Annotated in this window: 15 protein-coding genes; all 15 read left to right on the forward strand. The window is 49.8% G+C overall.

Going from position 1 to position 15,794, the window contains the following annotated elements:
- The first annotated feature begins 12 nt into the window (after positions 1-12).
- Positions 13-267 (forward strand): DNA-directed RNA polymerase subunit omega, encoded by a 255-nt coding sequence (gene rpoZ, locus AC9UES_RS02205; RefSeq protein ID WP_509524188.1) that lies wholly within the window; start codon positions 13-15, stop codon positions 265-267.
- 14 nt (positions 268-281) lie between these two features.
- Positions 282-1,502: a bifunctional phosphopantothenoylcysteine decarboxylase/phosphopantothenate--cysteine ligase CoaBC gene (gene coaBC, locus AC9UES_RS02210; RefSeq protein WP_509526349.1), complete on the forward strand. Its 1,221-nt coding sequence runs from the start codon at positions 282-284 to the stop codon at positions 1,500-1,502.
- The gene (gene metK, locus AC9UES_RS02215) at positions 1,499-2,692 is read left to right on the forward strand and encodes a methionine adenosyltransferase (RefSeq protein WP_509526352.1); all 1,194 of its coding nucleotides are present in this window, start codon (positions 1,499-1,501) and stop codon (positions 2,690-2,692) included. The genes coaBC and metK overlap by 4 nt, the downstream gene beginning before the upstream one ends.
- A gap of 2 nt (positions 2,693-2,694) precedes the next feature.
- On the forward strand, positions 2,695-4,620 hold the full coding sequence (locus tag AC9UES_RS02220; protein WP_509526355.1) for a primosomal protein N' family DNA-binding protein: 1,926 nt from the start codon (positions 2,695-2,697) through the stop codon (positions 4,618-4,620).
- A 1-nt stretch (position 4,621) separates the two neighbouring features.
- Positions 4,622-5,551, forward strand: coding sequence for a methionyl-tRNA formyltransferase (gene fmt, locus AC9UES_RS02225; protein WP_509526358.1), 930 nt, complete (start codon positions 4,622-4,624; stop codon positions 5,549-5,551).
- Entirely contained in the window at positions 5,551-6,900 is a 1,350-nt protein-coding gene (locus tag AC9UES_RS02230) for an RsmB/NOP family class I SAM-dependent RNA methyltransferase (RefSeq protein WP_509526361.1), read from the forward strand. The genes fmt and AC9UES_RS02230 overlap by 1 nt, the downstream gene beginning before the upstream one ends.
- A gap of 7 nt (positions 6,901-6,907) precedes the next feature.
- Positions 6,908-7,558, forward strand: a complete 651-nt coding sequence (gene rpe / locus AC9UES_RS02235; protein WP_509526363.1) for a ribulose-phosphate 3-epimerase — start codon at positions 6,908-6,910, stop codon at positions 7,556-7,558.
- Positions 7,559-7,610: 52 nt separating this feature from the next.
- The gene (locus AC9UES_RS02240) at positions 7,611-9,122 is read left to right on the forward strand and encodes a chorismate-binding protein (RefSeq protein WP_509526365.1); all 1,512 of its coding nucleotides are present in this window, start codon (positions 7,611-7,613) and stop codon (positions 9,120-9,122) included.
- Entirely contained in the window at positions 9,119-9,649 is a 531-nt protein-coding gene (locus AC9UES_RS02245; RefSeq protein ID WP_509526368.1) for a hypothetical protein, read from the forward strand. The genes AC9UES_RS02240 and AC9UES_RS02245 overlap by 4 nt, the downstream gene beginning before the upstream one ends.
- Before the next feature lie 38 nt (positions 9,650-9,687).
- Positions 9,688-9,909 carry a DUF6704 family protein gene (locus tag AC9UES_RS02250; RefSeq protein WP_509526371.1) on the forward strand — a complete coding sequence of 74 codons (222 nt, stop codon included), beginning with the start codon at positions 9,688-9,690 and terminating at the stop codon, positions 9,907-9,909.
- Positions 9,910-10,689, forward strand: coding sequence for an indole-3-glycerol phosphate synthase TrpC (gene trpC / locus AC9UES_RS02255; protein WP_509526374.1), 780 nt, complete (start codon positions 9,910-9,912; stop codon positions 10,687-10,689).
- A 9-nt stretch (positions 10,690-10,698) separates the two neighbouring features.
- Positions 10,699-11,892, forward strand: a complete 1,194-nt coding sequence (gene trpB / locus AC9UES_RS02260) for a tryptophan synthase subunit beta (protein WP_509526377.1) — start codon at positions 10,699-10,701, stop codon at positions 11,890-11,892.
- Positions 11,893-12,672, forward strand: coding sequence for a tryptophan synthase subunit alpha (trpA, locus tag AC9UES_RS02265; RefSeq protein WP_509526380.1), 780 nt, complete (start codon positions 11,893-11,895; stop codon positions 12,670-12,672).
- A gap of 1 nt (position 12,673) precedes the next feature.
- Positions 12,674-13,582 carry a prolipoprotein diacylglyceryl transferase gene (lgt, locus tag AC9UES_RS02270; RefSeq protein WP_509526383.1) on the forward strand — a complete coding sequence of 303 codons (909 nt, stop codon included), beginning with the start codon at positions 12,674-12,676 and terminating at the stop codon, positions 13,580-13,582.
- Positions 13,583-13,685: 103 nt separating this feature from the next.
- A partial coding sequence (locus tag AC9UES_RS02275) for a glutamate synthase central domain-containing protein (protein ID WP_509526385.1) occupies positions 13,686-15,794 on the forward strand: 2,109 nt, incomplete at its 3' end.

A 15,794-nucleotide genomic window follows, 5' to 3' on the forward strand; every position in this document is an offset into this window, starting at 1 on the left:
GGGAAGTTTGTCATGTCAGAAAAGCTTGAAGGTATTGTGTCTCCGTCCATCGATAACCTAATGGACCGTGTTGATTCAAAGTATGAGCTTGTAATGTTTGCCGCCAAGCGAGCACGTCAGATTAACGATTACTACTCTTCACTGCACGAAGGATCTCTTTTTAGCAACGTTGGCCCGCTAGTTGATGTAACAATCGACGAGAAGCCTCTAACGATTGCTCTCAATGAAGTTGATCAGGGACTTCTCACCAAGAAAAATCTAGACTAAACGGCAAATCTCAATTGGCTAACGTAGTCGTTGGTGTAACAGGCGGTATCGCAGCCTACAAATCCGCCGCTCTTGTTCGGCTTTTCTCTGAGGCCGGTCACAGCGTCCAAGTGGTAGCAACAGTTAACGCCACGCGGTTCATCGGAACGACAACCCTAGAAGCACTATCTCACAACAAAGTCCAAATTGTAGATCCGGATCTTTTCACTGACGTTGAGAGTGTAAAACATGTAGCTCTTGCAAAATCAGCGGATCTTATTGTTGTAGCTCCGGCAACAGCCTCCTTTTTAGCAAAAGTGACGGCAGGTATTGCGGATGATCTTTTGACAACAACGGTGCTCACCGCATCCTGCCCAGTGATTCTTGCCCCGGCCATGCATACTGAGATGTGGGAAAACCCAGCCACTCAGCAAAACATCTCTACCCTTAGAGATCGAGGCGTGCACATCGTAGATCCTGGTGTTGGAAGGCTCACAGGAGAAGACACTGGTGTTGGTCGACTCGCAGAGCCAGAAAGCATACTAGCCACGGCCAGCGCATTGCTAGGCGAGAAAAAACTTGATGGCGTTCGCGTTCTTGTTACAACTGGAGGAACCAGAGAACGAATTGACCCTGCTCGTTTTGTTGGAAATTTCTCTTCTGGAAAGCAGGGTCTTGCTTTCGCAAGAGCAGCACTGGAAATGGGTGCCAGCGTTAAAGTCATCGCAGCAAACGTCGATAAGTCATTACTTCAGGGAATGGATCACTTGAATGTGGTCAGCGCATCTGATCTAAGCGAAAGCATTGATGATGCAATTGGCAGCTTTGATTTGCTGGTTATGGCTGCAGCGGTTGCCGATTACAGCCCAACCATTGTCTCTGACGAGAAAATAAAGAGGGCTGTCACTGGGGAGAACATAGAAATCTCGCTGACTGCAAATCCTGACATCGTCGCGGCTGTCTCGGGCAGGACCAGAAGCACGGGATCAGACGCGGTGATTGTCGCCTTTGCTGCGGAGTCAGGAGATGATCTAGAGTCTCTGGCCAAGACAAAGCTCCTCTCAAAAAAGTGCGACTTTGTTGTTGCTAACAGCATCAGCTCAGGCGAAGTATTCGGCTCGGATCAGAACTCGGTTTTGTTGGTTTCTGAGAGCGATTCGACTAGGTTCTCGGGTTCGAAGCTAGAGATTGCAAGGGCTGTTTTGGAGATTGTTTCCAGTAAAGTTGTTAGGTCACCAAGAGGGGAATCCAAATGAGCAATTTGCGTCAGTTCACGTCTGAGTCAGTTACTGAAGGCCATCCAGATAAAATCTGTGATCAAATCTCAGATGCGATTCTTGATGCAATGCTGACAGAGGACCCTAATGCCCGGGTCGCTGTAGAGACAATGGTGACAACAGGTTTGGTGCACGTTGCCGGCGAAGTTTCAACCTCTGGATACGTTGAGATTCCTGCCATAGTTCGTAAGACCGTGCTTGACATTGGGTATAACTCTTCGAGCATTGGTTTTGATGGTGCAAGCTGTGGTGTTTCAGTTTCGATCGGTCAGCAGTCTCCAGACATCGCCCAGGGCGTTGATTCCGGGTTGGAAGTTCGCGATGGCGGTTCATCCGACCCATATGAGTTACAGGGTGCTGGTGACCAGGGTCTAATGTTTGGTTACGCAAGCAATGAGACCAGCACTTTCATGCCAACCGCAATAGCTTTGGCCCACAGGCTTTCGGAGAAACTGGCCGCTGTAAGAAAAAGTGGTCAAGTTGACTTTCTAAGACCGGATGGAAAAACCCAGGTCACAATCGGCTATGAAGGCTCAACACCTCGCACAGTCGAAGCCATAGTTGTCTCTTCACAGCACAACGATAAGGTAACTCAAGCCGAGATACACGCTGCGATCCGCGAACAGGTAGTGAATCCAATTCTTTCGGAATCTGGACTTGATTTTGCAAACGCAAAGCTTTTCATCAACCCAACCGGAAAGTTCGTTATCGGTGGACCGCAAGGAGATGCTGGTCTAACTGGCCGCAAAATCATCGTAGACACCTATGGTGGAGCGTCTCGACACGGTGGTGGTGCTTTCAGCGGTAAAGACCCCTCTAAGGTTGACCGTTCTGCCGCTTATGCAATGAGGTGGGTCGCTAAGAACGTTGTCGCTTCCGGAGCTGCCGATCGTGCCGAAGTGCAGGTTGCCTACGCAATTGGTGTTGCTAATCCAGTTGGAATCTACTTGGAAACCTTCGGCACCGAGAAGGTTGACACTCAACTAATCGAGAAGGCGATCAGGGACATTTTTGACTTGAGACCCCGTCCAATTGTTGAGTCACTAGATTTACTAAGGCCAATTTACAAAATGACTGCCGCATACGGACACTTTGGACGCGAACTGCCTGAATTCACTTGGGAGAAGTTGAATCGAGTAGAGGAACTTCGTTCTGCACTGAAGCTATAGCTATGCCAGTAATTGCGAAGGTTGCCGTAGTTTCGAATCTTCCGCAGCTGGACAAACTGTTTGATTACCTAGTCCCAGACCAGTTTGTATCTGTAATGCAGGTTGGCTCAAGAGTGAAAGTACCATTTGGCAAGGCTGCGAAGGCTTACGAAGGTTTTGTTTTCCAGATCGAAACCTCGTCAGATTTCCCTGGACAGCTATCAAGCGTCCATGAAGTAATTGGTTCAAAGCCCGCACTTTCACCAGAGCTGTTTGATTTTCTACATGAGCTTGCGGTGCGTTCGGCATCTTCGATAGGGGAGATGTTAAAACTTGCTGTTCCGCCGCACATGCCCAGAGCCTTCAAAGCCCACATCGTGCCCACTGAGGCGCCACCGTTCCCTGAGCAATCGGCCGCACTACTAAAACAAGTTCAGGCTCAAGAGCTTGTGCGGCAGGGCTCCAAGCATGCGGTTCTTGCAAGGCCCGTAATCTCATCACTTGGAGTGGCCCCCGATAACCGTAGCTTCCCAAGCTGGGTAGTTTCCATGTGTTCAATAGCGGCTCAAAATCTGCGTGCAGGGAAATCTACAATTCTTGCTGTCCCGGACTTTCGAGATCAGGAAGTACTCCTGGAAGCGCTTGGATGTTGCGAACTGAACGAATTTGTAGCGAACTTCTCTCAAGAGCAACCAAAGTCCAAGATTTATGAAGCTTACCTTCGAGCGTTGGATGAAACACCCCGTGTGATCGTGGGTTCTAGATCTGTGATCCTCGCGCCAGCGCATCACCTAGGCACCATAGTGATTTTTGATGATGGCGACCGTAGCTTTACTGATCAATCGGCACCGTATCTCAACACCCGCGATAGCGCCCTGTTGAGACAGAGCATTCAGGAGTGCTCACTTGTTTTCCTGTCGCACGCGAGATCCACGGACATACAAAGACTTGTAGAAACCGGTTACCTGAATGAAGCTTCGGAATCATTTCCGCGGCCAAAGATCTCGGTTTCAGAACCCGGATTTAGGGTCGACTCCCATGCTTTCAAAGCAATCAAAAAGGGCTTGGAAACGGGTTCAGTTTTAGTGCAAGTGGCGTCTAGGGGAGAGTCGACGGCTCTATTCTGTGCGGCCTGCGACAAAAAACTCTCGTGCCATATTTGTGCTGGTCCGGTTTGGGTCGACGGCGGTGGAGTGAGAAAGTGCCGCTGGTGCAATGCCTTTTCCCCTGCAGGTGCCTGTGAATGTGGTTCTTTCGAAATCAGCAAGGGAAGAGCTGGTTCCTCGAGAACAGCTGCCGAGCTAGGCCGCTCGTTTCCAAACTCGAAGGTGGTTGAGTCAACTGGCGACAATAGACTTCTGCGAATTTCCCCTGGCAAGAATCTCGTTGTCGCAACGGCTGGCGCCGAACCATTTGTTTCCGATGGTTATCAAGCCGTTGTCATACTTGATGCCCAAACACTCCTATCCAGACAAAATCTAAGGGCAACCGAAGATGCAGTGAGACTTTGGTCAAACGCGATTTCCAAACTGGCCATCGACGGTGAAGCTGTCCTTGTTGGGGTCTCTGGATCTCTTTCACAGAAGTTCTGTCTGTGGCAGCAGGTTGAGATTTCGTCAGACGAGCTTGCATCGCGAAGGGAGCTTATGCTTCCTCCAGCTCTTCGACTTGGCAGTATCGCAGGCTCCCAGGCGATGCTTGTTGAACTGGCAGAATCCCTATCGGATTTTGGGAAAGTTAAGGTACTGGGGCCAGCTCCACACGCTAAGGGAAATGATTCTAGTGAGTGGCGTCTTATTGTTAAGTACAACTATTCGGATACCGTTGAGGTAGCGAAGCACCTTCGCGGCGAAGCAATTCGTTTGTCTCGCGGTAAATCAGTTGTTGCCTCCTCGGGCAGAGCAGTCAGGGCTTTGAAGGTCCGGATGAGTGACGGAGATGTTGTTTAGCATGATTGCCAAAGCGAGAGTGGTTTTTGCAGGCACCCCGCCAAATGCCGCTGAAACATTAGAGCGCCTTGTGAGTGAGGGAGTTCATATTATTGGCGTCCTGACCAGAAAAGATGCACGCGTTGGACGATCCAGTGAACTTACGCCTTCTGCCGTTGCTCAGAAAGCGCGCGAGCTTGGACTAGAAACTTTAAAGTCAAACTCGATTGATGAGCATGCACTTAAGTGGCTAAGTGGTCTCAACGCTGACATTGGCGTTGTTGTTGCCTATGGGGCGATTTTCCAGCAACCCGTACTTGAGATTCCGAGGCTTGGATGGTTGAACCTTCATTACTCACTGCTTCCGGAACTTCCTGGCCCGGCACCGGTTCAGCACGCGATCCTGCAAGGAAAGAAGGTAACTGGTGTGACCGTGTTTCGTCTTGACACAGGTATCGACACTGGTCCGATTCTCACAAGCGTGGAACAGGTTATTGATGATGCTGATACCGCGGGGTCATTGCTTATCAAGCTAACTGCAATCGGCTCCAATTTGCTCTCTGATGTTCTTCTCGGCGATGAAAGCCAACTGTCGAAAGCGAAACAACAAATTTTTACTGAATCGCATCCAACTGCCAAAAAACCTACTCGAGAGCTTGCAAGAGTAGATTTCAACGGTGACGCACTCACGCAGCTGAACAAGATTAGAGGCATGAACCCAGAACCGATGGCGTGGTTCGAGCTCAACGGATCAACAATCCGAATTATTCGTGCGAAGTTTCAAGATTCGAACACAGATCCTTCCACAATGAGAATCGTGGAAAAGGAGCTATTAGTTGATTGCAACCATGGATCGTTGGTTCTTGAGCTGGTGCAACCAGCGGGAAAGCAGCAGATGTCAGGGGCAGATTGGTTTAGAGGCTTGCGGGTTGAGAAACTGATACTCCCCTAATGCGTGCAATAGCTTTTGAGCTACTAAGGCGTGTGAGTGAAGATGACTCTTATGCGAACCTTTTGTTACCGAAGTTACTTGGCGATGCGAAAGTGGACTCAAGAGATGCAGGATTTATCCAAGAGCTAGCTTTTGGCACACTCAGAAACAGGTTGCTTTATGAAAAAATCATTGAGTTAGCGTCTTCCCGAGAAATCCGAACCATCGACGCAGATGCGCTAATTGTTTTGCTCTTAGGGGCTCACCAGATTCTTGGAATGCGTGTTCCTGTCCACGCAGCCATTAATGAGTCGGTCAATCTCGCCAAGGTGAAAGCGTCAAAGTCTTCAGTTGGATTCGTGAACGCAGTTCTTCGTCGAATATCGGAGAGATCTCGCGATGAGTGGATTTCTAAGGTTTGCCATCTTGCTAATTCAGGCGAAGAGAGGCTCTCATTTGAACATTCTCATCCTCTTTGGATTGTGAAGTCATTGAAGGCCGCTCTTGAGGGTCGAGGATTGGCTGATTCACTTGAGAATCTCTTAATAGCGGATAACACTCCGGCCAAGGTATCGGTCGCCGCGCTTCCAGGATTTGCTAACGTGGCTGATTTATTGGATTACGGAACTCTGGGTACCGCGAGCCCGATTGGGTTGGAGCTGAACGTGCCGCCATCTAGAGTTCCGCAACTACAAAACGGTTACGTAAGGGTCCAAGACCAAGGTTCTCAGCTTGCAGTTCTTGCACTATTAGCAGCCGAGGTAAAAGTTGAGGACTCGAGGTGGTTAGATCTTTGCGCAGGTCCAGGCGGAAAAGCCGCGCTGATGTTAGCTGTTGCAAAACAAAGATTTGTTGCTTTTGAAGCAAACGAAGTATCGGCACATCGAGCCAAGCTTGTGCAGCAAGCACTGGATCCAATTTCAGACGTAAAGGTCACTATTGGGGACGGTCGCAACGTAGCCCAAGAGGGAGCAAGGTTTTCGAGAATTCTGCTTGATGCCCCCTGCACGGGACTAGGCGCTCTCAGAAGAAGGCCAGAATCGCGTTGGCGCAAAAGGGCAACTGACATCCCAGAGCTTTCAAAGCTGCAAAGAGATCTCTTCAAAGCTTCTTGGGATGCACTGTTGCCCGGTGGCGTGCTCGGTTACGTGACCTGCTCGCCCCACCTTTCTGAAACCACCGCCCTGGTGTCCTGGGCAGAGTCAGCGTATGGGGGCGACATAGAGTTGCTGCCCGCAAACGTGATTCTGAATGAAATCAATCAGACTCTGGGTCTTGATGTCTCGTTTAGGACTGCACAGCTGTGGCCACACATCCATGGAACTGACGCCATGTTCATTGCCTTGTTTCGCAAAAAGGTAAACTCGTAGGGTGAAGATGAGAATCGCGCCCAGCATTTTGAGTGCTGATTTTGCAAACCTTGAAGCTGAGCTAAGGACAATATCAGGCTCCGACCTTATTCACGTCGATGTGATGGACGGTCATTTCGTACCCAATCTAACCATTGGTGTTCCCGTGGTCGCGCGCTTGCAGGAGATTACAACGGTTCCGCTAGATGTTCATCTCATGATTGAAAATCCGGAGAATTGGGCTGGAAAATATGCAGAAACTGGAGCGTCTTCAGTTACCTTTCACCTCGAAGCTGCCACGAACCCTAAAGAAGCCATATCGCAAATCAGAAGCTCTGGCTCAAAAGTTGGCATCGCTATCAAGCCTGGAACCGCGTTTGAGGATGTATCTGGGCTAGTTGAATTGTCCGACATGTTGCTTATCATGACCGTTGAACCAGGCTTTGGAGGACAGGGTTTGATTGCCTCGGTAATACCTAAGATCACGCAAGCCCGCGATTTCATAGATGCTCACAGCCTTGAGGTATCACTACAAATTGATGGGGGAGTTGGGTTAGCTAACATAGCCGATCTAGCACGAGCCGGTGCCGACACTTTCGTTGCTGGCAGTGCTGTGTTTTCCGAGTTAGAAAGAAATGACCGTATTGGTGCGCTCCGGTTACTTGCTGAGTCGATCTAGTGTTGCCAAGTTTTATACCTAGTTACCTAGGTGCCGCCATCGGAGACATTGCATGATTTCGCTTGAAGAGGCAAAAAGGCTTTCGGAACAATTCCGCGTTATTCCACTTGTTACCACACTGTTTTCAGGCAGTGAGACCCCACTTTCGATTTTCGAGAAACTCGCTGGCGACTCTACCGGGACATTTCTGCTTGAGTCAGCGGAGCAAGGCGTCTGGTCAAGGTATTCGTTTATTGGTGTTTCAAATCTAGGGATGCTACTAAAAGAAGGATCAGCTGTTCGCTGGATTGAAGCAGAGCCAAGTCAGATCAGCTCTTTGGTTGCATCTTTGGTTTCAGATAACAGCGGCTTGGATGCAATCGAGTCAATCCAGAAATTCTTTAGAGCAGCTCCGACGCCAGGGCTACCGCCACTGGTGTCTGGAATGGTGGGCTTTCTGAGTTGGGGTGTTGTCAATGAGATTGAGATTCTTCCAGCACCAAAGTCAGGGTCCTACCAGATTCCAGAAATGGCGTTTTCATTACTAAGGGATTTGGTGGTGGTCGATCACGCTGATTCAACCTTGAAGCTAATTTCGAACCTGTACTTGACGGACTCTACCGACATCGGGCAAGAGTACGAGAAGTCAGTGGCGCGAATTCAGAAACTGAAGTCTGATCTGCTCTCGACACAACTACCGTTCATTGCTGAAATCGACACCAATGCGCCACTTGAGTACAAGCGGAGCAGTAGCGATCAAGAGTTCATATCGATGGTCGAAAGGGCAAAGGCTCGAGTTGAATTAGGTGACGTCTTCCAAGTAGTGGTTTCACAGCGTTTTGAGATGGATGTTGCTGCAACAGCGCTTGATGTCTACAGGAGCTTGAGGGCACTGAATCCAAGCCCATACATGTACTTACTAAATCTTGAAGACTCCACTGGTGTATTTTCTGTTGTCGGATCATCACCCGAGGCTTTGGTGAAGGTGAATCAGGATTCGGCCATACTCCATCCCATTGCCGGCTCAAGACCTAGAGGGGCAACAGGTGAGGAAGACAGCAGACTGGCAGAAGACCTTCTAGCCGACAAGAAGGAGCAAGCTGAGCACCTTATGCTCGTTGATCTTGCGCGCAACGATCTATTGAAGGTATGTGCTCCAGATTCTGTTTCTGTCACCGAGTTCATGACAGTCGAAAGATACAGCCACATCATGCATTTGGTTTCAACAGTTGAGGGAAAGATCTCGGCCGGCTCTTCTGCCGTCGATGTTGTTAGGGCAACTTTTCCAGCTGGAACTTTATCAGGGGCCCCGAAACCAATGGCTCTCTCCGTTATCCATGAGCTAGAACCAATCAATAGAGGACTCTTTGGCGGTGTTGTTGGTTACTTCGACTTTTCCGGTAATGCCGATTTGGCGATTGCTATTCGCACTGTTGTCCTTCGTGATGGTAAGGGCTATGTCCAAGCTGGTGCAGGCATCGTCCTAGACTCCGTTCCAGAATCTGAAAACCAGGAGACAATCTCCAAAGCCTCAGCACCACTCAAGGCAATTGCAATAGCAAACACTATGAGGAAGCTTTCGTGACAAAAACGCAAGCTCTGCTTAGCTGGCTAGTTTCCCTTGCTTTGCTAGCCATCACAGCAGGCCAAAGTTGGCAAAGTTTCGAGGTCTCGGAGAGTGCTGGTGGCGGTGTAATTAGCATCAACGGCTTCATGGCTTTCCCAGTTGTTGGAACACTTATCGCGCTGCAAGTTGTGTTAACTCTGGTTAGCCTGCTCGTAAAACCGATGGTTACCAGAGTCCTTGCTGCAACCTCACTGCCTTTGATGATCTGGACCATTTTTGAGATCGCGCTGAATTCGGAAGATCGGGTCCAAGCGACACTTATGAGGGCGCTAGCATCTCAGACCGGTGTGTTGGAAGAGCTTTCGACTTCTGAATTCGTGGTTTCAAGCACGGTAGGAGTCTTCACCACGCTATTTCTTATATGCGCGGCTCTCAACTCGGTGCTTCTGGCATTTTTAGCTCTGTTGCCTCACAAGAGTCTTAAGACAAAGACGTCAAGGTCAAATTCTCAGCTACCCGAGGACCTCTGGAGCAGCCAAAACTAAAATTGAACTGATAAAGTTGAAGCCAAAGAGGAGAAGTAATGTCTGCAAATAGCGCCGAGCCAGGTCACGGGGATTCACTTGCCGCGTGGGTAACAGTGTCCGTGGTCATTGTCGCGTTTTCCCTCGGCACGCTCTTTTTTTGGCTTGACCAGGCTCTTCTAGTTTGGGCTAGCGCCGGACTGGCCGCCCTAGGACCGATTGCTGGTTGGTATCTGAAGCGTGCAGGTTTTGGTGTTGGCGGATCGAAGTCAAAGAACTAATTGCTTTTTGATCTTTACGCCGGTGCAATTAGAGACGCCGCTGAACGCGAAGAACTTTTTCCACTTAAGCAAGTTGAGAAGCTGGCCCTTAGGGCGCCAGAGGCAATCGACGCCGAGCTTTTTCTGCTAAGTCCTTCGAACATCCGAGTTATTGCAGAGATTAAGCGAGCTAGTCCATCCCGCGGAAGCATTGCCAAGATTGAGGACCCCGCAGCTCTTGCCAAGTCTTATGAGGAAGCTGGAGCGGCTGCGGTTAGTGTTTTGACCGAGGCAAGGAGCTTTCTTGGAAGCCTGGAGGACCTCGATGAGGTTCGAGGTGCAGTTGGAGTTCCTATTTTGCGTAAGGATTTCATCGCAAACGAGTACCAGGTGCTCGAAGCTCGCGCTCATGGCGCGGACATGGTTCTGCTTATCGTCGCCGGGCTGGACCAAAAGACATTGTCTAGACTCAAGGTCTTTACTGAGCAATTGGGTATGGCCGCCCTTGTTGAAACTCACTCAGAGCAAGAAGTACTGCGTGCATGCGAAGTTGAATCGAGACTTATAGGAATCAATGCCAGGGATCTAGGCACCTTTGAAACCGACCGATCCTTGTTTGGTCGATTGGCTTCGCTGGTGCCCGATGGATCCATCAAGATTGCTGAATCGGCTGTTCGTAGCGTAGCTGATGTTCAAGAGTATGCCTCCTATGGAGCGGACTGCGTATTGGTGGGAGAGGCCTTAGTAACTGGTAACGCTTCGGAACTCGTTAGCTCTTTCAGTGAAGTGAAGAAGTCGTAGGCTTAATAGATGTCAGAAAAACTCGCGGATCAAGTTGGACCATACTTTGGTGAGTTTGGTGGGAGATTTGTTCCTGAATCGCTTATTGCTGCCTTGGATGAGCTTGACCGAACCTACCAAGAGGCCAAGAAGGATCCTTCGTTTATCGAAGAGTTGGCTCACTTGCACAAGACCTATACCGGCCGTCCTTCGATAATTACGGAGGCACCAAAGTTTGCTGCCACCCTTGGTGATATTCGAGTTTTTCTCAAGCGTGAAGATTTAAACCACACCGGCTCACACAAGATCAATAACGTTCTTGGGCAAGCTTTGCTTGCAAAAAGAATGGGCAAACGAAGGATCATTGCAGAAACAGGAGCCGGCCAGCACGGTGTGGCCAGTGCAACTGCGGCGGCATTACTTGGCCTTGAGTGTGTTGTATACATGGGTGAGGTCGACACTGTTAGACAATCCCTGAATGTTGCCAGAATGCGACTTCTTGGCGCAGAAGTAATAGCAGTCAAGACTGGTAGTAGAACTCTAAAAGATGCGATAAATGAAGCCTTGCGTGACTGGGTGGCAAACGTAGACGGCACTCATTACCTGCTTGGTACGGTTGCTGGCCCCCATCCGTTCCCAACCATGGTTCGTGATTTCCATTCCGTGATTGGCATCGAGGCTAGGCAGCAGATGCTTGACGAAACTGGTTCGCTTCCGGACGCAGTTGTTGCTTGTGTTGGCGGGGGCTCAAATGCAATTGGAATCTTCCACGCCTTTTTAGACGATGACGTTCGACTTGTTGGGATGGAAGCCGCTGGAGATGGGGTTGCCACCGGAAGGCATGCGGCTACGCTAAGTGCGGGTCGACCTGGTGTATTGCACGGGGCAATGAGCTACCTGCTGCAAGATGAAGATGGTCAAACTCTTGAATCACATTCGATATCTGCGGGTCTTGACTATCCAGGCGTTGGCCCAGAGCATTCTTGGTTGAAGGACATCGGCAGGGCTGAGTATATTCCGGTGACCGATTCAGAGGCTATGGAGGCTCTTAGAACTCTTAGTCGAACAGAGGGGATCATCCCCGCAATAGAAACTGCCCACGCGCTTGCCGGTATTTCGCAATTGATGCCAACTTTGAAACCAGGTAGCAAGGTGCTTGTGAACCTCAGCGGCCGCGGTGATAAGGACATGGAAACAGCGGCCAAGTATTTCGGATTGGTCTAGATGAGCAGAACTGAGGACACTCTTCGGGCCAACAAGCAAAGCGGTGGCTCCTTGATTGGATACTTCCCTCTGGGCTACCCCACACTTGATGACTCGATTGAGGCAGCGGTTGCAATGTGTGAATCTGGGGTAGACGTTCTTGAGTTGGGTATTCCCTATAGCGATCCAGTTATGGATGGAATAGTTATTCAAAAAGCAACAGAAGAAGCGCTCGAGAATGGTTTTCGACTCAGTAATGCCTTTGAAGCGATCAGAAAGATCACTTCGAGGGTCAAGGCCCCTGTATTAGTTATGACCTACTGGAACCCAGTGCTGGCTTACGGAGTGGAGCGGTTTGCTTCCGATCTCGCCGATTCTGGTGCGGTTGGAGCAATCACACCTGACTTGATACCCGATGAGGCTACCAAGTGGATTTCCGCTACCGATGCTCAAAATCTTGATCGTGTTTTTCTTGCCACACCCTCATCCAGCGACTCGAGAGTTGGCAATGCCAGCGAGAGCTCACGTGGTTTTGTCTATGCGGTTTCTACGATGGGTATCACTGGTGCGCGTGAGGATCTAGACGCAAAGGCGAAGGAAGTTGTTTCTAGAGTGCGCAGCAACGCACCAAAATCTCTCACTGCCGTTGGCATCGGTATCTCAACAGAGGACCAGGTTCGGCAAGTGAACAGTTATGCGGACGGAGCTATCGTCGGTTCCGCATTCATAGCCGCTTACGCAAGTAAGGGGCTTGTTGGGCTAACGGCTAAGGTTAGAGAATTGGCAAAAGGAAAGAGCTGAGATGAATCTGTTCCACATTGTGACATCAATCGCATCACCGGATATTAGCTACATTGAGCTTGGTCCTCTAAGGATTCATTTCTATGCACTTTTTATCCTCACTGGAATCATTATCGCTCTCTTGCTTACTGAGTCCAGACTCAAGGCCAGGGGAGTCGAGGCTGGAGTTGCATTAGATGTGTCGTTCTGGGCGATACCATTTGGAATTCTGGGAGGAAGATTCTTCCACGTGATCACTCATCCCAATGACTACTTTTATCAGGGCGCTGACCTGCTTGCACCATTTCGAATTTGGGAGGGCGGATTGGCAATCTACGGGGCCTTAGTGTTTGGTGCAGTGGGTGCCTATATTGGATCAAGAAAGTCGGGAATCAAGTTCACTTCATATTTGGACGCCGTGGCTCCTGGCATTTTGCTTGCTCAAGCAATAGGTCGCTGGGGTAACTACTTTAACAATGAGCTATTTGGGCTACCGACCGATCTTCCATGGGGCTTGGAGATTTCGAGCAGCAACCCCGCATACCCTGCTGGCTTGCCGGAGGGTGTCTTGTTTCATCCAACATTTTTATACGAATCAATTTGGTCGCTAATTGGAGTGGCACTCCTGCTCGCCGCTGACAAGAGGTTCAACCTGCGTTGGGGCCGAATGATTGGTCTTTACTTCATCTATTACTCGGTTGGCAGGGTCTGGGTCGAAGCCATCCGGATAGACCCAAGCGAGATAGTGCTGGGTTTGCGAATCAACATCTGGTCAGCCATTGTCGGGATCATCGTAGGACTTGCGGTTATGGTTATCTCTCATCGTAAGCACACTGGTCTTGAACTCTCCTCCTACCTTGTAGGTCGCGAGCCAAAAGGCAAAGATGACTCTGCTGCAGAGCCAGAGGATAAGCTAGTATCTGAGAAGTAGCCCCACAAGGCTAATTTGGCATCACAAGTGCCTGGTTCCAGTTTTAGAACTGTTTTGCGGGCCAGCGTTGTCCCTTCAATATTTCGAATGGAGACAACGCGCAATGCCCATTTCACCCTTTGAGCGCTTTGCCAATTGGCCTAGCTCTGGTTTGTATCAGCAGGAATCCGAAAAGGATGCCTGCGGGCTTGCGCTTGTTGCAACCTTGAGGGGAACTCCAGGCCACGACATTATTCAAACAGCTCTCGGTGCTCTTCGAAACCTTGACCACCGGGGTGCAATCGGTTCCGACGCTGGGACAGGTGATGGCGCTGGAATCCTAATTCAAATTCCTGATGCATTTTTTAGGCGGGAACTTGGAAGTAATCTGCCACCAGCAGGTAGCTATGGAGCTGGACTTGTTTTTGAGTCCAAGGATGTAGATACACGCAGCGCTGAACGTCAGAAGTTTGCTGAGCTAGCTAACCAAGAAGATCTAGAGGTTTTGTTCTGGCGCGATGTTCCGACAAATCCAGATGTTCTAGGAGAGCTATCAAGGCAGGCAATGCCGTTTATCGGTCAAGTGTTTGTAAAAAGTGTCTCGGGCCTTACTGGCATGGACCTAGAGCGAAAGCTCTATCGCCTGAGAAGAGCCAGTGAGAAAAGCATTGGCGTTTATCACCCTTCGCTCTCGAGTAAGACAATTGTTTACAAAGGAATGGTTACAACCCTTCAGCTAGAGCCCTTTTTTCCGGAGCTTAGTGATCCAGGGATGGTTTCTACTCTCGCTCTTGTTCACTCCAGATTCTCGACGAACACCTTTCCGTCCTGGCCTCTTGCCCATCCATATCGAATGATTGCTCACAATGGTGAGATAAACACTATTCGGGGAAATCGCAATTGGATGAAGGCTCGTGAAGCCCAATTGCAATCCGATGTGCTCGGTGACATCGAATCACTCAAGCCCGTAATCACCAAGGGAGCAAGCGACAGCGCATCGTTTGATGAGGTTCTGGAACTTTTGTATTTGGCAGGAAGATCGCTACCGCACGCCATGATGATGATGATTCCTGAAGCTTGGGAGTCTCAGCAGGTAATTGATCCTGCTAGAAAGAGTTTCTACGAGTATCACTCATTGATGATGGAGCCTTGGGATGGTCCAGCAGCAGTTATCTTCACTGACGGTGATCTGGTTGGAGCGACCCTCGATCGCAACGGCCTTAGACCAGGTCGATACCTGGTCACCGAAGACGGATTGGTTGTTCTGGCATCCGAAGCGGGAGTTGTTGACATCGATCCGTCCAAGGTTGTCAGAAAGGGCAAGCTTCAGCCTGGGAAGATGTTCTTAGTCGACACCGTTGAAGGTCGAATCATTGAAGATGAGGAAATCAAGTCCCAAGTGGCGTCTTCAGAGCCTTGGGATAGTTGGTTGTCGGATAACCGAATCAACTTGCGTGATCTGCCTGAACGAGAGCACATTGCACACACCTCATCGTCTGTGAACCGTCGTCAGAGAACTTTTGGGTTCACTGACGAGGAACTCAGAGTGCTACTGATGCCAATGGCAAAAAACGGGGCTGAACCACTTGGAGCAATGGGCTCTGACACGCCAATCGCTGCGATCTCTGATAGACCAAGGTTACTTTTTGACTACTTTGTTCAGCAGTTTGCGCAGGTAACCAATCCGCCGCTGGATTCGATACGCGAGCAGGTTGTTACTTCGCTTGCTACCGGTATCGGTCCAGAAAGAAATCTTTTGAGTGCGGGGCCAAATCATGCACAACAGGTGATTATTGATTTTCCAGCTCTAAGCAATGACGAGCTTGCAAAAATCAAGCACATCGACGAAATGCCTGGTGGCGGCGAGGCGTTTGTCGTTAGAGGTCTCTATCGGCTATCCGAGGGGAGCGTTGGCCTAGAAAAGCGCCTTGTTGAGATCTACGCCGAAGTTGATCAGGCAATTGCCGATGGCATCACCTACTTGGTTCTTTCAGATCGTGATTCCAACCGTGATTTAGCTCCAATCCCTTCACTACTTTTAACTTCGGCAGTACATCATCACTTGATAAGGACCGGTCGACGCACAATGGTCGGCTTGGTGGTGGAAGCTGGCGATGTTCGCGAGGTGCACCATATTGCCGCTCTTGTTGGTTATGGTGCGGCTGCTGTTAACCCCTACCTAGCTTTGGAATCTGTGGAGCTCATGATCAGAGAGGGAAGAATTCAGGGCGTG

The organism is Rhodoluna sp. (assembly GCF_044232805.1).
GTDB lineage: Bacteria > Actinomycetota > Actinomycetes > Actinomycetales > Microbacteriaceae > Rhodoluna.